The sequence below is a fragment of the Microbacterium sp. YJN-G genome, from assembly GCF_015040615.1.
Lineage (GTDB): Bacteria > Actinomycetota > Actinomycetes > Actinomycetales > Microbacteriaceae > Microbacterium.
In genome coordinates, this window is sequence record NZ_CP060402.1 from 1,757,577 (window position 1) to 1,773,246 (window position 15,670).

The 15,670-nt window shown below is 67.6% G+C and carries 28 protein-coding genes; 1 reads left to right on the forward strand and 27 read right to left on the reverse strand.

Annotation, left to right across the window (positions count from 1 at the left end):
- Position 1 precedes the first annotated feature (1 nt).
- The 8 genes from H7694_RS08330 to H7694_RS08365 form a co-directional block, all read right to left on the reverse strand.
- Entirely contained in the window at positions 2-1,282 is a 1,281-nt protein-coding gene (locus tag H7694_RS08330) for a head maturation protease, ClpP-related (RefSeq protein WP_193596080.1), read from the reverse strand.
- Positions 1,279-2,577 carry a hypothetical protein gene (locus H7694_RS08335; RefSeq protein WP_193596081.1) on the reverse strand — a complete coding sequence of 433 codons (1,299 nt, stop codon included), beginning with the start codon at positions 2,575-2,577 and terminating at the stop codon, positions 1,279-1,281. Before H7694_RS08335 ends, H7694_RS08330 begins: the two co-directional genes overlap by 4 nt.
- 14 nt (positions 2,578-2,591) lie before the next feature.
- Positions 2,592-4,271, reverse strand: coding sequence for a terminase large subunit (locus H7694_RS08340; protein WP_227468027.1), 1,680 nt, complete (start codon positions 4,269-4,271; stop codon positions 2,592-2,594).
- Between the two features lie 16 nt (positions 4,272-4,287).
- Positions 4,288-4,674, reverse strand: coding sequence for a hypothetical protein (locus H7694_RS08345; protein ID WP_227468028.1), 387 nt, complete (start codon positions 4,672-4,674; stop codon positions 4,288-4,290).
- Positions 4,675-4,788: 114 nt separating this feature from the next.
- The gene (locus H7694_RS08350; RefSeq protein ID WP_319805247.1) at positions 4,789-5,454 is read right to left on the reverse strand and encodes an HNH endonuclease; all 666 of its coding nucleotides are present in this window, start codon (positions 5,452-5,454) and stop codon (positions 4,789-4,791) included.
- On the reverse strand, positions 5,403-5,555 hold the full coding sequence (locus H7694_RS08355; RefSeq protein WP_193596084.1) for a hypothetical protein: 153 nt from the start codon (positions 5,553-5,555) through the stop codon (positions 5,403-5,405). Before H7694_RS08355 ends, H7694_RS08350 begins: the two co-directional genes overlap by 52 nt.
- The gene (locus H7694_RS08360) at positions 5,552-5,938 is read right to left on the reverse strand and encodes a hypothetical protein (protein WP_193596085.1); all 387 of its coding nucleotides are present in this window, start codon (positions 5,936-5,938) and stop codon (positions 5,552-5,554) included. Before H7694_RS08360 ends, H7694_RS08355 begins: the two co-directional genes overlap by 4 nt.
- The gene (locus H7694_RS08365) at positions 5,935-6,279 is read right to left on the reverse strand and encodes a hypothetical protein (RefSeq protein WP_193596086.1); all 345 of its coding nucleotides are present in this window, start codon (positions 6,277-6,279) and stop codon (positions 5,935-5,937) included. The genes H7694_RS08360 and H7694_RS08365 overlap by 4 nt, the downstream gene beginning before the upstream one ends.
- A gap of 51 nt (positions 6,280-6,330) precedes the next feature.
- On the opposite strand from H7694_RS08365, the gene H7694_RS08370 reads away from it, so the two are divergent.
- A complete protein-coding gene (locus H7694_RS08370) occupies positions 6,331-6,528 on the forward strand; it encodes a DUF1508 domain-containing protein (protein ID WP_193596087.1) in 198 nt (65 codons plus the stop codon).
- Here the strand turns inward: H7694_RS08370 and H7694_RS08375 are convergent, their stop codons facing one another.
- The 19 genes from H7694_RS08375 to H7694_RS08465 all read right to left on the reverse strand — a co-directional run bounded on the left by H7694_RS08375 (position 6,529) and on the right by H7694_RS08465 (position 15,603).
- A complete protein-coding gene (locus tag H7694_RS08375) occupies positions 6,529-6,846 on the reverse strand; it encodes an HNH endonuclease (protein ID WP_193596088.1) in 318 nt (105 codons plus the stop codon). It lies immediately after the preceding gene.
- A 182-nt stretch (positions 6,847-7,028) separates the two neighbouring features.
- Positions 7,029-7,211, reverse strand: coding sequence for a hypothetical protein (locus H7694_RS08385; RefSeq protein WP_193596090.1), 183 nt, complete (start codon positions 7,209-7,211; stop codon positions 7,029-7,031).
- Positions 7,208-7,375, reverse strand: a complete 168-nt coding sequence (locus H7694_RS08390) for a hypothetical protein (protein ID WP_193596091.1) — start codon at positions 7,373-7,375, stop codon at positions 7,208-7,210. The genes H7694_RS08385 and H7694_RS08390 overlap by 4 nt, the downstream gene beginning before the upstream one ends.
- A gap of 2 nt (positions 7,376-7,377) precedes the next feature.
- The gene (locus H7694_RS17790; protein ID WP_264674898.1) at positions 7,378-7,509 is read right to left on the reverse strand and encodes a hypothetical protein; all 132 of its coding nucleotides are present in this window, start codon (positions 7,507-7,509) and stop codon (positions 7,378-7,380) included.
- 152 nt (positions 7,510-7,661) lie between these two features.
- Entirely contained in the window at positions 7,662-8,072 is a 411-nt protein-coding gene (locus H7694_RS08395; protein ID WP_193596092.1) for a hypothetical protein, read from the reverse strand.
- 50 nt (positions 8,073-8,122) lie between these two features.
- On the reverse strand, positions 8,123-8,647 hold the full coding sequence (locus H7694_RS08400) for a hypothetical protein (protein ID WP_193596093.1): 525 nt from the start codon (positions 8,645-8,647) through the stop codon (positions 8,123-8,125).
- A gap of 37 nt (positions 8,648-8,684) precedes the next feature.
- A complete protein-coding gene (locus H7694_RS08405) occupies positions 8,685-8,858 on the reverse strand; it encodes a hypothetical protein (protein WP_227468029.1) in 174 nt (57 codons plus the stop codon).
- 32 nt (positions 8,859-8,890) lie between these two features.
- Complete coding sequence (locus tag H7694_RS08410; RefSeq protein ID WP_193596095.1) at positions 8,891-9,127, reverse strand: hypothetical protein; 237 nt, start codon at positions 9,125-9,127, stop codon at positions 8,891-8,893.
- Entirely contained in the window at positions 9,124-9,453 is a 330-nt protein-coding gene (locus H7694_RS08415) for a hypothetical protein (protein WP_193596096.1), read from the reverse strand. Before H7694_RS08415 ends, H7694_RS08410 begins: the two co-directional genes overlap by 4 nt.
- Positions 9,450-10,265: a hypothetical protein gene (locus H7694_RS08420; protein WP_193596097.1), complete on the reverse strand. Its 816-nt coding sequence runs from the start codon at positions 10,263-10,265 to the stop codon at positions 9,450-9,452. The genes H7694_RS08415 and H7694_RS08420 overlap by 4 nt, the downstream gene beginning before the upstream one ends.
- 34 nt (positions 10,266-10,299) lie before the next feature.
- Positions 10,300-10,698, reverse strand: a complete 399-nt coding sequence (locus H7694_RS08425; RefSeq protein ID WP_193596098.1) for a hypothetical protein — start codon at positions 10,696-10,698, stop codon at positions 10,300-10,302.
- 46 nt (positions 10,699-10,744) lie between these two features.
- Positions 10,745-11,221, reverse strand: a complete 477-nt coding sequence (locus H7694_RS08430) for a single-stranded DNA-binding protein (RefSeq protein ID WP_193596099.1) — start codon at positions 11,219-11,221, stop codon at positions 10,745-10,747.
- Positions 11,221-11,472, reverse strand: coding sequence for a hypothetical protein (locus H7694_RS08435; RefSeq protein ID WP_193596100.1), 252 nt, complete (start codon positions 11,470-11,472; stop codon positions 11,221-11,223). The genes H7694_RS08430 and H7694_RS08435 overlap by 1 nt, the downstream gene beginning before the upstream one ends.
- Before the next feature lie 2 nt (positions 11,473-11,474).
- On the reverse strand, positions 11,475-11,765 hold the full coding sequence (locus H7694_RS08440; RefSeq protein WP_193596101.1) for a hypothetical protein: 291 nt from the start codon (positions 11,763-11,765) through the stop codon (positions 11,475-11,477).
- Positions 11,762-12,049, reverse strand: coding sequence for a hypothetical protein (locus H7694_RS08445; RefSeq protein WP_193596102.1), 288 nt, complete (start codon positions 12,047-12,049; stop codon positions 11,762-11,764). Before H7694_RS08445 ends, H7694_RS08440 begins: the two co-directional genes overlap by 4 nt.
- Positions 12,033-12,725, reverse strand: a complete 693-nt coding sequence (locus tag H7694_RS08450; RefSeq protein WP_193596103.1) for a hypothetical protein — start codon at positions 12,723-12,725, stop codon at positions 12,033-12,035. Before H7694_RS08450 ends, H7694_RS08445 begins: the two co-directional genes overlap by 17 nt.
- A gap of 348 nt (positions 12,726-13,073) precedes the next feature.
- The gene (locus tag H7694_RS08455) at positions 13,074-13,550 is read right to left on the reverse strand and encodes a hypothetical protein (RefSeq protein ID WP_193596104.1); all 477 of its coding nucleotides are present in this window, start codon (positions 13,548-13,550) and stop codon (positions 13,074-13,076) included.
- Positions 13,547-13,975 (reverse strand): hypothetical protein, encoded by a 429-nt coding sequence (locus H7694_RS08460; protein ID WP_193596105.1) that lies wholly within the window; start codon positions 13,973-13,975, stop codon positions 13,547-13,549. Before H7694_RS08460 ends, H7694_RS08455 begins: the two co-directional genes overlap by 4 nt.
- The gene (locus H7694_RS08465; RefSeq protein WP_193596106.1) at positions 13,972-15,603 is read right to left on the reverse strand and encodes a DNA cytosine methyltransferase; all 1,632 of its coding nucleotides are present in this window, start codon (positions 15,601-15,603) and stop codon (positions 13,972-13,974) included. Before H7694_RS08465 ends, H7694_RS08460 begins: the two co-directional genes overlap by 4 nt.
- Positions 15,604-15,670: the final 67 nt, after the last annotated feature.

A 15,670-nucleotide genomic window follows, 5' to 3' on the forward strand; every position in this document is an offset into this window, starting at 1 on the left:
ATCAGGCCTCCTTCTCGGTCGTGCCGTACACGGCGCGGTACGCGGCCTCATCAGCTGCGACCTCACCATCGGCGTGCCCGATCTCTGCGACCGGGACGGTGTTCGGTGCCATCGCGGCGAGCACCTTGGAGGTGCCCTCCTCGTCGGCGTCGAGCAGCGCGCGGAAGCTGTCCTTGGACGCCGCGGTGATGCGGCCGTCCTTCAGCGCTGCGGTGATGATCCCGTCACGGCGGTCGCGGATCTGCTGCTCACGTGCCTGGCGGCCAGCGGCGGCATCCGCGCGCAGCTGGTCGAGAACACCGTTCTCGACGACCTGCGTGCCCTCGGGGATGGTGGCGACCGGGGCCGCCTCGGTGTCGGCCTGCTCTGCGAGCGCCTCGTCGAGAGCGGCCAGAACCGTCTCGTCGGTGGCGTCGGCGTCGGTCATGCCGAGCCGCTCGCGGATGCCAGCCTTGAAGTCGTCGTAAGCCACGACGTTCTCCTTTCGGATAGCGGACCCCGGCTCGGTCGAGACGGGGGGTTCGTGGGCGGCCGATGCCGCCATGGTGGTGGGTCGGTACGCGAAGCGGATGACTCGCGCTGCGGCCGTGTCCTCGGGCTCTTCCTCGTCAGGGACGACGACGAGCACGTCGTCCTCACCGACGGTCTCGGCCTCGCCCGCATCCGGGATGACGGCGACCCGATCTGCGAGGCCTTCGGTGACCGCGTCGGCGGCGGTCATCCAGGTCTCGTCCTCGAGCAGAGTGGCCCAGTCCTTCTCGCCGGCCTTCGTGGTGTAGATCTCCGCGAGCGACCGGTCGAGGCCTTCGAGCACGGCCGCTTCCTTGCGCATGTCCGCCGCGTTGCCCCAGACGATCGTCGAGGTGCAGTGGATCATCATCTGCGTGCCTGGCGACATCACAGTCTCGTCGGCACCGACAGCGATCACCGAGGCCGCGGAGGCGGCCAGCCCGTCGACGACGGCGGTCACCTTCGCCCGGTGCGCGCGCAGCAGGTTCATGATCGAGATGCCCTCGAAGACGTGCCCGCCCGGCGAGTTGATGCGCAGGATGATCTGCGACACCGACTCGGGGAGCGCGTCGAGCACGCCGCCGACGTCCTTCGCCGAGATGCCCCAGAACCCGCCCCACGAGTCGATCGGCCCGTACAGTCGGATCGTCGCGATCTCGGGGTCGTCGCCGGTGGGCGGTGGGGCGACGACCGCGTCGAAGAACTCGCGCTTCGTCTTCGGTACTTCGCGGCTGCCCCAGAACCGGTTTGGCCACGTCTCCGTGCGGGTCATGCGTCCTCCTTGGTGTCGATGCCGGCAGGCTGTCCGACCGTGCGCGCCGTGCTCTCGTCACGAGCGGGCAACCCGTACCGCGCCCGCAGATACTTCTCGAGCTCGTCGTCAGCCGTGAACGCCCCGCAGTCGATCAGCGCGCGGATGCCTTCCGCGGTGAGCGGAGCATCCTTGCCGAGCTGTGGCGGCACCAGCCGAGGGGCCGTCTCATCTGGTCCCCAGTTCATGTCGACGAGGTCCTCGACGACGTGCTGCTGGGTGACGTCCCCGAAGTGCTTCGAGATCGCGTTCAGCGCGCCGGTGAAGAAGTCGACGAACGTGTCGCCGAGCGCGTACGAACCAGTCGAGTCGTCGCCGCCGAGGGTGAGGAAGTTCGCGAGCACGGCGCGCGCGATCTGCTCATCGTGCCGACGGATCGGGGTGTTCAGGTCGGGCAGCTTCCCGTTGACGCCGACCAGTGAGAACTTCGCCCCGCTGGGGATATACACCCCGGACGCTTCGCCGGCGCGGAAGTCCTTCGCCAGCTGCAGACCTTCGGCCTGCTGATCGGCGAGCCACTGCTCCGCCTTCACCGTGTCCTTCGCAATTGCGTCGGGCAGCGGCGCACCCTCGTACACGGGGACGCCGAGCCCGTTGCGCTCTGCGACCATCGCCTCGATTCGCAGCAGCTTGTCTTTCAGAAGCCACGGCTTGTACGCCTGCCGGAGCAGGGACTGCCCGATCCAGTTGGCGCCCTCACGGTCGTTGACGAACACAACCAGACGGTCGACCGGGATCCGGACTGTGTTCTGTCCAAAGACGCCGTGCTGCTCGATCGCGATCAGCCCGCCGTCCTTCGCGACATCGAACTTCGAGATCGTGCGCGGCGGCCGCCACGCGAGCTTGCCGAGCCGGGCCCGGCCCTCGATGATGCGGTACACCTGCTCGAACACCGAATGCCCGAACACCAGCTCGAGCAGGGCGAGGCGCAGGAACTCATCCCACGAGAACTTCCCCCGCTCACGGCGCGGCCGTGGCGCCTGCTCCTGCCCCTTGACGGGCAGCCCGAGATCCTCAGCGATCAGCTGCACGACCTCATCCCGCGCGCCCGCAGGGTCGAGCTCCCACCGCGCCGACCGAATCGGCATCGTCACCGCACGCATCACCGACCCGACCTGAGCGTCCTCACGGCGCATCTGGTCGTACTTCTCCAGCGACTGCGGCCACTGCAGATCCGGGTTCTTCTCGTGCGCTTCCTCGGCAAGGTCGCCCCAGCCTGGCAGGGAGCCCTTCACATACCCGATCTCATCTGCCACGGGTGGGCCTCCTCTCAGAACTGCACGGATGCGACGTTCACCTCGGACGGCGACACCGCGGTGCGCGGCACTGCGGCCGCCGGTGGCGGCTTGACCGGCTCCGGTTCGGGCTCGGGTGCGAGCACCTCGAGTGCGTAGAGCGCCAGGGTCATCGCGCAGACACCAGCGATATCCACCGGCATCGACTTCTCGCGCGACCAGCCGATGTTCTCGGCGTAGGAGCGCACGACGGCTCCCTCTATCGCCCGGTCCACGTCGGGCTGCTCGATGAGCACAATCTCGCCGTCACGCACACGGTCGCTGATCCGGCCCGTCGCCAGCGCGAACGCCGACCACTCGACCTGATGCACGATGAACTTCTCCATGCGGCCGTCGACCTCGAACTCGGCATCCAGCAGCGGCTTGATGAAGTCCATCGCCGGGACGCCCTTCGACTGCAGCGCCACCTCACGGTGCCCAGACTGCTCGGCGAGCTCGATCAGGAATGGGATCACCCACGCCCATCCGGGCCGCTTGACCCGGATCGTGACGAACGGCTTCCCGTCGTCGGTGAACACGGCCGCCGCGAGCCAGTTCCGCTGCCGGTCGTGGCTCGTGTCGATCGCCCAGACTGTGCGGGCGCCCTTCGGGATCATCGCGAGCACATCCGCCGGCGTGACATGCCTGGACTTCCACGTCGCCGTGTCGATGTAGTTGTCCACGGTCGCGGTCACCCACTGACCGAGCACCTCGATACGCTCGACATTCTTCTCCGGCGCCTCGGCCGCAGCGCGCATCAGCCCCGCGATCGTCATGCCCGGCAGATACCCGGCGGACGGGTTCGCCTGCGCGAACGCCCTCGGGTCGTCGAGCGGCGCATCCTGCTCCGCCGACCACTCCGCGACGAACCACTGCGTCTCAGGATCGTCGACTCCCGCGTGCGCGGTCTCACGCACGCCCTTCAGCACCTTCGACCGCTTCGTGCCCGCGTTCGAGAACGCGACCAGCAGCGAGTCGTACATCGCGTTCGCCGACTTCTCGATCGACGACCAGCCCTCGTAGTCGTACTGCTCGCGCAGCTCGTCGAGGATCAGACGAGCCGAGGATTGTCCGCGAGCACCATCGAAGGTGCGCGGCAGGTACGCGGCGCCCGCGTGGGTGCGCAGCTCCGTCTCGCCGTTCGTCGTGCGTGGCGGGTAGGTGATCTCCTGCAGATCCGGGACGCGGTCGATCGCGATGCCGACCTTCAGGTCATCAGGGGCACCCCAGCGGCGCACCTGCTTCCACGGCTTCATCGCGATATCGAGCTTCTGCGCGGCGCCGACCACGATGAAGTTCTGCTCCGGCAACTGATTCGGCCAGCGGCCCGCGTCGACGTACAGCCAGTACGCGGCGAGCACCGCGGCGATCAGCGTCTTGCCGTTCTGCCGGCCAACAATCACCAGGGCCTTACGGAACCGGAGCAACCCGAACGAGTCGAGCTCGAGCATCCGGATCAGCAGCGCACGCTGCCACGGGAACAGCACGACGTTCAGCACGTCATGCGCGAAATCGATGACCTCGAACCCGCGCGAGGTCTCCGGAGTCAGCTCGCACAGCGGCTTCGTGACGACACGAGGCTCGGTGAAGCCGTACTGCGGCACACCGTCCGTCGGCATCTCCGCGCCGACAGCCGCCCGATAGTCCGGACCCAGGAGAGACTTCGCTCGCGCCATGCCTCACCCCTCCGAGCTACCCCGACGCGGCCTTCCTCCGGAAGGCAAGGACCTTGTTCGACGGCGCGGCGGGGACCGCGCTCGGACCAGCAGGAGCGGGTTTCGTCGACGGGCGCCCCGTCCGCGCGGCCGGCGTCTCCTCGTCCGGCGTCAGACCCAGCGCATCGAGGTACTTCAGGAAGCTCGCGATCGAGACGTTGTCATTCGCCGGGACCTGCGGCCGACCCTTGCCCTGCGCAGCGTCGTCGAGTGCCCACTCGACGATCACATCCCACGCGTCGATCTTGCGCGCCAGGGCCCGTGCAGCAGCAACCGCCGGCGCGTGACGCGCCCTCAAGTGCTTCGCATTCCGGATGCCACGCTCGAGCGCTTCCGACACCGACTCGGTCACGAACTTCGTCACCTCGGACACCCCCTACTCGCGTGCGCGCGTGCGCGACCCCCTATGAGGGAGTTACCGGGGAGAGAGGAACACCCTTCCCGGTGGTGTGCCGGTTTCCGCCCCGATGCTGGATTTTCAGCGGGGGTGGGGGTCTTCTTGCTTCTGCCCTGGCAGGTACTCATCGATGGCTGACTGGCGGCGGGCGTTGCATCCGCGGTGCGCGAGTCGCAGGTTGTCGGGATCATCACTGCCGCCGCGAGACCTCGGCACGATGTGGTCGAGGGTCGGGGCGGATGGATCGGTGGTCTCCGCGACCATGTCGACGGGCCCACCGCACAGTTGACAGCGCCACCCATCACGGTCGTAGATGAACAGGCGCCATCCGCGGCTGATGTACCAGTCGTGTTCAGGCGCCGTGCCCACGCCGTTGCGGTAGCACTCGCGTGAGCAGAAGGACCGGCTTCTGCTCGACTTGAACGCGCGACCACAAGCAAGGCACGTGCACTCGACGTTGCCCGGGTCCGAGTATCCGCCTGCCGCTCTGTGCCGGGCGTAGCGCTCGCGTGATCGTCGGTTCTCCGCCTCACGGCATTGGTCACACCGACAGCCCTTCTTGTACCCGTTGCGCGTGCCATGTCGCGCCAGCGGAAGAGTCGTCATGTCGATCCCTTCCGAAGGGGTGGGGCGTGGACGGCAGCGGACCGCGGCACTGGGGATGCCACCGGGCTCGACGCTGCCGCCCACGCTGGTCAGGATGGTCGGGCGAGGATGCGTGCCATGATCTCCGGCCCTGTGATCCATCCGAGGCCGCGCGGTTCGCCCCACACGCGTGTCGGATGCTTCGGTGTCTTCGTGAACGGGATGCCGGCGCGCTTGCGGGCCTTGCGTGCTGCGGTGCTCATCGCGGCATCCCTGCATAGAGGCGAGGGTCGTCGCGCCACGGGTGTGCTGCGCACGGGCCATCGTGTCCGCCATCGCGCGAGCACCACCACCCAGGCGGCGGCACCTCGCAGGTGATCGGCTGCACCTCGTCTGCGGTGACGTACACGTGTCGGCGGCCAGGGAACAGTGAGCGGACCGCGAACGGGATGATGTCGCGCACCGGGAAGCCGGACACGTAGCCGAACGCGAGATCGAAGGCCGCGCGGCGGATGCCGAACGCGCCCTTGCGTCGAGGGATGCCCATGCCCAGCTCGACCAGCTCGCCCCGGTACTCGCCCATGGTGCCGTCGGCGCGCCGCCACGTCATGTCAGCATCGGATGCCCGCGGGCCCTTGACCTTCATGCGCGAATGATCTCCCCGTTCGGATGCGTGACCGCGTACAGGTCACGCCATGCATCGGTCATCTCGCGGTCGGCGTTGTCGTCGAGGTAGACGACGTTAGCGGACATGCCGCGCATGCTGGACCGTGCGGAGTGGAATCGGATGCTGCCGCCTGAGGGGAAGTCGATGCGCTCGGCGCCGTTGGCTCGGCGGACCCTGAAGCTATCCGGGTCGACGCCGTCGAGCGATCGGATGATCTCGTCCATCGCGCTCCGGATCATGCCCATGATCGGCGTGACCACGATGATGCGCTTCCCCGCGCTCGCGTCTATCGAGATGCCTGCTGCTGCGTAGCGGTTCATCAGAGTCCTTTCTCCGATACGCTGTCCGCACCGACGAGCAAAGGAGCAGTCATGGGAGCACAGCGAATCTTGGTTGAGCGCACCGACGGCAAGTGGGGCTGGCGGCTGATCGGTGACAACGGATCCGACATCATCGCTACCGATGGTGGCCAGGGATACAGCAGCGAGGACTTCGCGCGAAAGATGGCCGACAAGATCATCGGCGGCCACTACGCAGACGCCGAGAAGAAGATCAGCCGGCGCAAGTAGTCACCACCAGGCGGGCATCTCCTCGCCGAGACCGTTCTCGATCTCGCCCTTACCACGCGAGCTGTTGCAGTTGAAGTGAGCGTGCCGGAAGTTCTCCGGATCGTTCTGCAACTCCGGGTAGTCGTCAACCGGGAAGTAGTGGTCGAGCGTGTGCGAGTCCGGCGTCGTGCCCGGCTTCGCCTCGTAGTCGATGCGGGTGCGGCACAGGTGACAGTCCGCGAGGTGACGTGTCTCCGGGTCGGCGTCGAGCAGCACGCCCTCTTCGTAGAACTCGGTCCGCAGACGCTGATCCTCACGAGTGTGGGTGCGCTTGCTCACTGCGCCGCCTTGCACCGCTGGCAGCGACGCACGACGCCACGGCAGGTCACACCGTGCGATGAGAGCGAGTAGACCCGCACCTGCCAGACATCAGCCCACCCGCATGCGGTGCAGTCGACGTCCAGCCGTTCGGGTGTGCCCGGAGTCATCACGACGGTCGCATGCTCCGCAGATGCCATGGTTCAGCCTCCGTTCGTGCTGTCGAAGACGAGCACACCGTGCTGCCAGCGTCGGAAGCGTGGACGGCAGTCGGGGTGTGTGGCGGGTGGGATGCGGGTGAAGAGCCATCCGAGCCACGGCCAGCCGATGATGTGCCAGACGATCATGGCGGTGATGCCGAGCGCGAATCCGGCGAGCAGCTTCACAGCAACGCCAGACAGGCGAGGTTGAAGTGCTCGTTACCTTCGAGCTCGGGATGCTGCTTCGACAGTTCCAGCAGCGCGTCGAGCGCGTTGTCCCGCTCCGTCTGCAGGCGGCTGATCTCATCGAGTGCCGCGTCGAGCGTCGCCGCCCACGTCGTCCCCAGCATGATCAGTCATCCGGGCCGGGCGCCGCAGGGTCACAGCACATCGACGCGGCGATCGCATACCGGTAGCTGGTGCCGCAGTCGGCGCACACGAACGGCAGAGCTGCGCCGGCGTGCTCGCTGATGTCAGACGACATGGCCGCCTCCACTCCGAGGAACCCCAGACACGACGAAAGCCCCGCGAATCGCGAGGCTTTCAGTCACTTCTTGTGCAAGCACAGCTTAACAGAAAATGGTGGCCACGTTTCCCTGATCAGCTCGGCGAGTCGCGCGCCGCCGCGTCGGCCATTCAGCGCTTCGAACCCGGAAGGCCCCCCGACACGGTTATGCCGGGCGCGGGTCGATCTCCGACGATACTGGTGGACCGGCGCTCCGTAGCTGGCGCCGCCGAGAGGCTGCGCCTCAGCAGCGCTCGCGCCTCGACAGACTCAGCATCGTGATACCTGTCGTACGGGATGGCCGCGAGCCCGTCCGGAAACCAGCCGATCGCTAGTAGCGACGCAGCGCAGCGCTGGGCGTCTGCGGCGTCGTGGATCGGGATGCGGAACCGCTCGTTCACCTTCACGCGCTTGCGACATGACGGGCACGGGAACTTCTCCAGCATCCGCACGATCTCAGCCACCAGCGTGCGCCGCTTCTTGGCGAGAGCGAGTCGCATCTTGTGCTCCGCTGCAGCGCGTTGCCGAAGCTCCGGATTCATGTCGACAGCATAGGTCAGCGCCCCTGCAGATGGGGCCGACCTCCGCGACATCACGTGCCGATCCAGGCCACCACGAGCGCAGCCCCTGACACCAACACCGTGGCTGCCGTCAGTATTACTGAGACCCAGGCCATCCGGCGAGAGAATTGGTCGGAACGCTTGGATTGCTCTTGCTGTTGCTGCGACAGGGCCAAGCTGTTGATGGTCAGCTCGACCAATTGGCTGATCGCGGTGTTCTGTTGCCCGATGAGTTCTGCTGTGCGTTCGGTGTTTTCGGCAATTACGGATGGTCTGGTATCCGGCTCGATGATCGGAATCTCCTCTGCCTCGGACCAGATCGACGGCACCGCCCTGGCCTTCTTGGTCAGGGCTTCCAGGCGATCGGCCACGACCCGGCGAGAGTGGTCCATACCCGCTACTCGCCTGAATCCCTCGCCGAGCTTCTTGAGCTCTTCGGGTCCAAGCCCGCCCTTACCTAGTCTCCGTGACAAATCACCGTATGCCTTCCCGAGGTCCGGAGTCGGCTGCTGCTGGTTAGAGCTCTCCTCAGCTGGGGCGTCGTTCGATTCGGCCATATCCAACCTCACTGTTGTGTCGCGGCGATACGCCCCATCATGACACCTCCGAACTCCCACCCTCGCGGTTGGTGCGCGCGTCGTAATCGCGCATCCAGCACCCCGCGCACGTCGGATCGCCAGCGCCGCCACACGAGTGCTCCGGCGTCCACGAGCCGATGTACTCGTCGTCCTCCGGCGCGCTCTCCTGCGGGTCGATCTCACGCGCCATGAGCAGCACTATTTCTCGGGCTGTGTGTCGGCTCATCGCTCTGCGCTCCCGTTCTCGCGGTCTGTAGGCCGGTCGAACTCATCGAGCGCAAGGTTTTCCAGGCACTCCATCCAGGTCACCACGCCGCCCTCGTACTTCTCCCAGCTCTCCCGAGAGCACTCCTGGCAGATGTCCATGCGTTCGGTTGGGCACTCGTCGTGCGAGCAGTCCTTGAACGTGCAGTCGTACTCTAAGTAGACCTCTTCGTTCACCTTCGTGTGCGTGCTCATGACTGCTCCTCTCGTGCACGGTTCTCGCGGTCTGTGCATGTACAGGGGTGCTCCGGGCACGTCCGCCCTTCGCGGGCGTCGTGCTGGCTCAGGTGCTCGCACGGCTGAGGGCAGACCTCGCGGTCTGTGCTCGCTTCCCGAAGCGCCGTCGCGGCGTCGTGCAGCAGCTTGATGACGGTCGACGTGACGTTGTAGCCACCGACCGCATAGCCGCCCGCGATGTTCCGCGCGGCGTGATCGAGGTAGTCGGCATCCGCCAGCATCTCGGGCACGCCGTGCGGGCCGTACGGAACGTGCGGCCTCGGTATCTGGATGCTGTCGCTCATCGTTCGCTCCCCTCATCCCGAGCGGCGCTCGGTCGACCCACCTTGGCCTGCATCTGATCCCGCACCCGCACGACGTCGCTACGGCGGAACATCCGTGTGACCACCCCCGCGATCACCACCGTCCCCTCATGCGACAGCAGGTCCCTGGCCACCCACCGGCGCAACGTCCGCGCCGACCCGGCGATCTTCTCCGCCTGCAGCTTCGTGATCCACGACCCCTCGCCCCACTCCTGCACCGGGAACGTCGCGAGCTCACGGTCATCCTCCGGCTCCCACGGCTTCTCACCCTTCGTGCGACGCTCCACCCCCCACTTATCGACCGCGTCCTGCACCGACCAGAACCCCCGCACGCCGTCGACCAGCGGGTTCCGGTCCAGGAACCCGATACCGAGGACGCGGACGTGCTCGACGTCGTTCACGAGATCCGGGAGCGCATGCTCGAGCGACTGCGGGTCCACCATCCGGTCCCAGTCGTGCAGCGTGTGGTAAACGTCGTTCAACGCGTCCAGCAGGTCGGCGTCCACCGGTGCCGGCGGCTCCACCTGCTGCGACCGACCACCCGGCGCCTTATCCGTCGGCGTCGCCTTCATCGGATCCGCCAGCGACTGCAACCGGCCCATCAGGTCATCGGCATCCCGCACCAGCGTCCGGAGCCGGTAGAAGCATCCGTCACATATCAGCGCGTGATCACGGGCCGGCTTCTCAGCGCACCCCGTGCACCGCGGCGTGTACGCGACACCCGGGAGACCGAGCGCACGGGCCCGCTCATACGCCTCCTGCATCCCGTAGTCAGGGCACGTCGCATAGTGCACGCCCCGCTGCTTGCACCCACGGATGCACACCCGATCAGCCATCCTCGCCCCCGTCCATCCGGCTCGTCTCGCACGCCGGGCACCCGTCAGCGAGCAGCGTCGCGTCCTCCACCCCGACGTCGTAGATGCGGTGCCGCTCCGGATACCCGCACGTCGGGCAGGTGGCTGCCGGACCATCTGTGACGATTTGCCAGTGCGCGCTGCTGTTCAGGAACCGGGCCACCAGAACCTCATCCGACGTAGTGCCGTTCGGCAGCGTGATGCCCGTGTGCTTCCGGTGACAGCTGCACATGCAGTCCGTCACCTCGTCGGCGGTCTCGTCGAGCGCGCGCCCGTCGCACGCATCATGCTTCCCCGCCCGGCAGTCGGGTCCGATCGGCTCGATGATGTCGGTGCACACGCAGTCCGCGATCTCGTCGGGATCCTTCGACACGGACACGAACCCGGCCCCGTTGCAGTACGTGCAGTCCGGTCGCGGGTCAGAACGGCGTATCGTCACCGAACCCACCTCCCCACTCCTCCGCCGGCGGCTGCGCGGTCACCCACTGCTCTGCGGCCGGGGCGGATGCCGCCGGGCGCTGGCCGTCGGGACGCGCCGCCCTCGTCACCTGTGCCGTCGCGTACCGCAGCGACGGGCCGATCTCATCGACCTCCATCTCGATCGCGGTGCGGTTGTTGCCGTCGCGGTCCTGGTAGGAGCGCTGACGCAGACGGCCCTGCGCGATCACGCGCATGCCCTTCGACAGCGACCCGGCGACGTGCTCGGCGAACTCCCGCCACACACTGCATCGCATGAACAGTGCGTCGCCGTCCTTCCACTCCCCCGACGCCTTGTCCAACGTGCGCGGCGTCGACGCGATCGTGAAGTTCGTCACCGGCAGACCGTTCTGCGTGTACCGCAACTCCGGATCCGCGGTCAGGTTCCCCACGACGGTGATGATCGTCTCCCCAGCCATCAGCTCTGCCCCTCGAGAACCGCGCGTGCGAGATCCATCGTCGCGCGCGACCGGGACGGATTGGGGCCGTGGAGCGCGTCGCTCAGCACATCGCGCATGCTGCTGAACAGGTGCTGGAACCAGCTCGCCTGCGTCTTCGCCGCCTCGGTGGGTGCTTCCATGATCGCGAACGATGCACCGATCACCATTTCGTTCGCCCGCGTGATCGCATCCGTGAGGATCTCGTCGTCGGTCTTGGTCTGCGTGCTCATGGTCAGTTCTCCTCGTTCGCGTCGGCAGCCTCAACCTCGATCGGGTGAGGGGTGGTCATGGACTCCGGGACGACGACGATCGCCTCCGGGCGCAGCGGCAGGAACGCCGCCTTCGGGATCTCGACCGTGAGCTTCACCTCGACGGTCCCGGCGCGCGGCGCGGACGAGCGCTTCTGCGTCGATCCGACTACCTTGGCGCCGTTGATGCCTCTCGGGTCGTCGCGCGGGTAGTAGCGACTGATCTCGGGCGCCACCTGCAGGTACACGGTCGCGCGGACGCTCTCGTTGCTCATGCTCGTTTCCTCTCGCTGGTGTTGGCGGGCAGACCGACGGAGCGCCGAGCCTGCTTGATGAAGTCGCGGGCCTCGCCCGTCAGCTCGGCGATCACCCGATCGGAGTGGCCGAGCATGGTGAGGCCGATGACCACCGCCTGTCGATGGCTGCGAAGCCGGACGCTGTTGATCGCGCCGACGAGCACGTCCTCGACCTTCACTCCTCGGTGATCCGCCTCGGATGCCACCTGGCCCCAAACGTGAAGCGGAATGGTGATCGTCTTCGTCTCAGAACGGTTCGTCATCCCACACCTCCTCGGTCTCGTCCTGCTGCTCCGTCCAGTCGGCGAGACGGTCCTCGTACACCCGGCGCTGCAACCACTCGTCGCGGAGCAACCGCCTGTCCCTGCAAGGACCGCACTTCTTCTGGCCGGCGCCGTGCGGCATGTGCTCGTCGCAGAACATCGGCGGGGCATCCAGCACGGCAGGGCGCTCCGGGCGCTCCACCGGCTCCGCCCGATCGCGCTGCACCGCGTCCCACGCATCGGCTCGCGCGGCATCCTCCGCCCGCACCTGCGCCCTGGCCCGCTCCCGCGCGCTCGCGCTCGCCCGCCCCCGCGCTCCCCCACCCATAGCCACGGAGACTCCATGGAGACCGTGCGGCGGTTCCGGCGTCGCGATCCGCGTACCCCGCAGGTCGATCTTCAGCGGGTGCAGCAGCAGGATCCACTCCACCGACTCCCGCGTCCCCGGCCGAGGTGCGACGAACGTCGTCAGGAACCCGGCCTCCGTCAGCAGCACCAGGTGCTCGAACACCTCGTCGGGCGTCAGGTCGAGCGTCGGGTACATCGCCGCCGACAGTTCGCGCGGGTCCATCTGCCCCCGGCCCAACGGGTCGAGGTTCAGCCACAGCCACATCGCCGTCGGCTTCGCGACGTCCGGCACGTGCGCCAGCGTCTCGAGGTCGGCGGGGCTGATCATGCGTTGCTTGGTAGACATCGGTTCCTCTCGCGAAGCCCCGGATGCACGCGGCCAGGGCAGAATTCAGGTCTTCGGGCTCGACAGTGAGGCACTCGGTGTAGCCCTTCCCGCCGGGGCCGAGCACGTCCTCGGCGTCCCGCCAGGAGGTGAACGCGGCCGGGAAGATGCGGCGCAGCACCTTCAGCGCCTCGCGCTCCCAGGTGGCGTCGGTGCCGCGCTGGCAGACGATCGGGTACCAGCCGCGATCCAGCCACCGCTGTACCCGCGACCACGCCCACGCCCGGCCGACCTTGAGCGTCATCGACTCCGGGTGCCAGACGACATAGGTCATCGCGTACGTCGGCATGCTCATGCGATCGCCGCCTCGATACGCGCCACGGTCTCGACGTCGAGCGTCCGGAGACCGAGCGCTCCCCGATACGGGATCGGCTCGGCTAGTGCGCGCGGGCTCGCGAGCACTAGGTGGTGCACGTCCGGCTCTGCCCAGTCGGAGCAGTGTCCGGGGTTCTCCGACTTCCACGGCTTCCGCCAGCAGTGCTCTGCCGGGTGCACGTCGACGAGGTCGACGACGCCGATGATCGCGCCCCGGTCTGCGTGCCACGGTCCGCTCTTCAGCACGTCGGTGTTCGACTCGTTGAACGCGGTAGCGGCGGCGGTGAGCGCGGCCGACTGCCCCGAGAACGCGGTGAGATCCACCTGCTGCGCGACATGTATGGCGACCGGCCCGCGGTAGCCGCCTGCGATGTTCCGCACCCGGTTCTCGACGTCCTTGCCGCCGTGGATGATCGCCCACGCCCACGGCTGACGCACCGTCAGGATCCTCATCGTGTTCCCCTTCCGTCGGCACCGAACATCCGTTGCGCCTGCCACTTCAACCAGTCGTCGCCGTACACCGAGCAGCCCATCTCCATCGCGACCGCCGACGAGATCCGCACCCGGCGCGTCCCCTCGAGGCGGAACCATGCGAGCTCGCCCGGGTAGAACATCGGCACCCGCTCCGGAGACTTCACCCACCGGCGCACCTTCCAGCCGTGCGCGAGCGCCTCATCCTGCAGCTCCGCCTCACAGGCCGCGTTGCAGGTCGAGCACTGCGTCACCCCGTCCACGGGTGGCGGGAGGATCTTCGACCCACCCATCCCCACCGCGCGGCGGTGACCGAACTCAAGCGGCGACGTCGCCCCGCACATCACACACCGGTAGCCGTCACGCAGGTAGACGTCCTGGCGGGTCTGCTTCGTCGGGGCGCTCATGCCGCCACCGCCAGCAGGAACTCAGCGACCGCGTGCCCGAGGTCGCGCGCGGCCGGCGGCGTGACCGCGTTGCCCGCCTGCTTCACCTTGTCGCGCTTCGTGCCGAGCAGGTTGTAGTCCGGCGCGAACGCCATGCCGAGCATGATCTCGTGCGGTTCGAGCATCCGGAATCCGGCGTCGTCGACGTCGAGACTGATCGGCATCGGCGGGTCGATGAGCGACTGGTGACCGCCCGTCGTCAGCGTGCGGATCGGCTCGGTGACCGGCGTGGACATCTCCGCGCCGCCCTCGTTGTTGCGCATGACGAGCGCGTGGTGATTGCCTTCGGCGCTGACCGTGTCGATCGGCATGCTGGTCGGCTTCGCGACGCCGTTGTTGCGCAGCGGGACCACGAGTCCCGTCTCGTTTCGGGTCGACTGCGTGCGCATCGGGTCCGCGACGGATGCCGCCTGCTTGCCCTCACGGCCCTCCACCGGGACCAGCAGCGAGGCGTGCGTGCCACCGGCGACAATCGACGGCAGCTCACGAGTGATCGGCTCCGATCGGGACGCGTCCGCGCCGCTCACGTTGTTCACGATCAGCGGCGGGATCGCGAGCCCGTGCTCGGCCGTTCCCGTCTGGATAGGCATCGGCTCGTCCGTCGGCGCGATGCGGAGGTAGTTCGATCCGGTCGTCACGCCGTCGTACGTGTTCCCGGCCGCCTTCGCGATGATCGGCGCCCAGTGACGTTCGATGCCGCGGCGGATGCGCTCGCGGGTCTTCTCGGCGAGCGGCTTCTCGCGGTCGCCGATGCGCTGTGCGGGGATCGACCAGTCGATGATCGACGCGGCGGGCAGCCAGCCCGGCTCGATCACGACGTAGCACTCCGGGCACCGGTAGAGGTACTGCGCCCGGTACCGGCCCCACTGCTCGGCCTTCTTGAACGCCTGCACCGCCTGCACCTGACCGTGCTCGGGGCAGAACGCCATCGGCCGGGTCCACTTCCCCACGTTCGGCGCAGGGTGCTGCTTCGTCGACAGGTCCGCACGCCACATCACGATGTACATGCGGTCCCGCGACTGCGGGGCCGGCAGCCCGCCGATCTGCGCGTGCATGCTGTTCAGCCACACGAACCGCAGCCGGTAGCCGAGCGACTCCATCGCCATCTGCCACGCCGGGAACTGATCCCACCGGTACGCGTCGACGACGTTCTCGAGGATGATCGCCATGTACCGGTGGTGCTCAGCGAACCGCGGGATGTCCCACATCGTCGCGCGGGACCGGTTCGCGGCCTCGTCGGGCAGCGGGCGGGTGCCATCGAGCTCGAACAACGCCTGATCCTGCATCCGCTGCCGCTTGATGCCCTTCGCGATCGAGTGGTTCGTGCACTCCGGCGACCCCCAGAGCACGTGCGTGCGCGGGAAGTACGCGGGGTTCACCTGGCTGATGTCGGCCTGTGAGTGGTCGGTGTCCGGGTGGTTCACCTGGTGCGACTTGATCGCCAGCTCCCAGTGGTTCGCCGCGATCACGACCTTGTATCCCGCCTCGACCAGGCCGCTGCTCGACCCGCCCGCACCGCAGAACAGATCGGTGACGGTGAGGCCGTTCCATTCGACCTCGGGGTGCCGATAGCCGATCCGATCAGTCATCGAGAGTCGCCTCCATCCCACACGCGTTGCACCTTGCGATGGCCGGGCCGTTCAGGCTGACCGCCGC

What these genes read in the sequence shown, in the direction of transcription:
- H7694_RS08410 (WP_193596095.1), bottom strand. Translation starts at nt 9,127, where the DNA reads ATGAGCACGCACACGAAGGTGAACGAAGAGGTCTACTTAGAGTACGAC.
- H7694_RS08395 (WP_193596092.1), bottom strand. Translation starts at nt 8,072, where the DNA reads ATGAATCCGGAGCTTCGGCAACGCGCTGCAGCGGAGCACAAGATGCGA.
- H7694_RS08405 (WP_227468029.1), bottom strand. Translation starts at nt 8,858, where the DNA reads ATGGCGCGTGAGATCGACCCGCAGGAGAGCGCGCCGGAGGACGACGAG.
- H7694_RS08390 (WP_193596091.1), bottom strand. Translation starts at nt 7,375, where the DNA reads ATGCTGGGGACGACGTGGGCGGCGACGCTCGACGCGGCACTCGATGAG.
- H7694_RS08445 (WP_193596102.1), bottom strand. Translation starts at nt 12,049, where the DNA reads ATGACGAACCGTTCTGAGACGAAGACGATCACCATTCCGCTTCACGTT.
- H7694_RS08435 (WP_193596100.1), bottom strand. Translation starts at nt 11,472, where the DNA reads ATGAGCACGCAGACCAAGACCGACGACGAGATCCTCACGGATGCGATC.
- H7694_RS08360 (WP_193596085.1), bottom strand. Translation starts at nt 5,938, where the DNA reads ATGAAGGTCAAGGGCCCGCGGGCATCCGATGCTGACATGACGTGGCGG.
- H7694_RS08340 (WP_227468027.1), bottom strand. Translation starts at nt 4,271, where the DNA reads ATGGCGCGAGCGAAGTCTCTCCTGGGTCCGGACTATCGGGCGGCTGTC.
- H7694_RS17790 (WP_264674898.1), bottom strand. Translation starts at nt 7,509, where the DNA reads ATGTCGTCTGACATCAGCGAGCACGCCGGCGCAGCTCTGCCGTTCGTG.
- H7694_RS08450 (WP_193596103.1), bottom strand. Translation starts at nt 12,725, where the DNA reads ATGATCAGCCCCGCCGACCTCGAGACGCTGGCGCACGTGCCGGACGTC.
- H7694_RS08355 (WP_193596084.1), bottom strand. Translation starts at nt 5,555, where the DNA reads ATGAGCACCGCAGCACGCAAGGCCCGCAAGCGCGCCGGCATCCCGTTC.
- H7694_RS08460 (WP_193596105.1), bottom strand. Translation starts at nt 13,975, where the DNA reads ATGAGCGCCCCGACGAAGCAGACCCGCCAGGACGTCTACCTGCGTGAC.
- H7694_RS08350 (WP_319805247.1), bottom strand. Translation starts at nt 5,454, where the DNA reads ATGGATCACAGGGCCGGAGATCATGGCACGCATCCTCGCCCGACCATC.
- H7694_RS08440 (WP_193596101.1), bottom strand. Translation starts at nt 11,765, where the DNA reads ATGAGCAACGAGAGCGTCCGCGCGACCGTGTACCTGCAGGTGGCGCCC.
- H7694_RS08415 (WP_193596096.1), bottom strand. Translation starts at nt 9,453, where the DNA reads ATGAGCGACAGCATCCAGATACCGAGGCCGCACGTTCCGTACGGCCCG.
- H7694_RS08455 (WP_193596104.1), bottom strand. Translation starts at nt 13,550, where the DNA reads ATGAGGATCCTGACGGTGCGTCAGCCGTGGGCGTGGGCGATCATCCAC.
- H7694_RS08370 (WP_193596087.1), top strand. Translation starts at nt 6,331, where the DNA reads ATGGGAGCACAGCGAATCTTGGTTGAGCGCACCGACGGCAAGTGGGGC.
- H7694_RS08465 (WP_193596106.1), bottom strand. Translation starts at nt 15,603, where the DNA reads ATGACTGATCGGATCGGCTATCGGCACCCCGAGGTCGAATGGAACGGC.
- H7694_RS08365 (WP_193596086.1), bottom strand. Translation starts at nt 6,279, where the DNA reads ATGAACCGCTACGCAGCAGCAGGCATCTCGATAGACGCGAGCGCGGGG.
- H7694_RS08330 (WP_193596080.1), bottom strand. Translation starts at nt 1,282, where the DNA reads ATGACCCGCACGGAGACGTGGCCAAACCGGTTCTGGGGCAGCCGCGAA.
- H7694_RS08430 (WP_193596099.1), bottom strand. Translation starts at nt 11,221, where the DNA reads ATGGCTGGGGAGACGATCATCACCGTCGTGGGGAACCTGACCGCGGAT.
- H7694_RS08400 (WP_193596093.1), bottom strand. Translation starts at nt 8,647, where the DNA reads ATGGCCGAATCGAACGACGCCCCAGCTGAGGAGAGCTCTAACCAGCAG.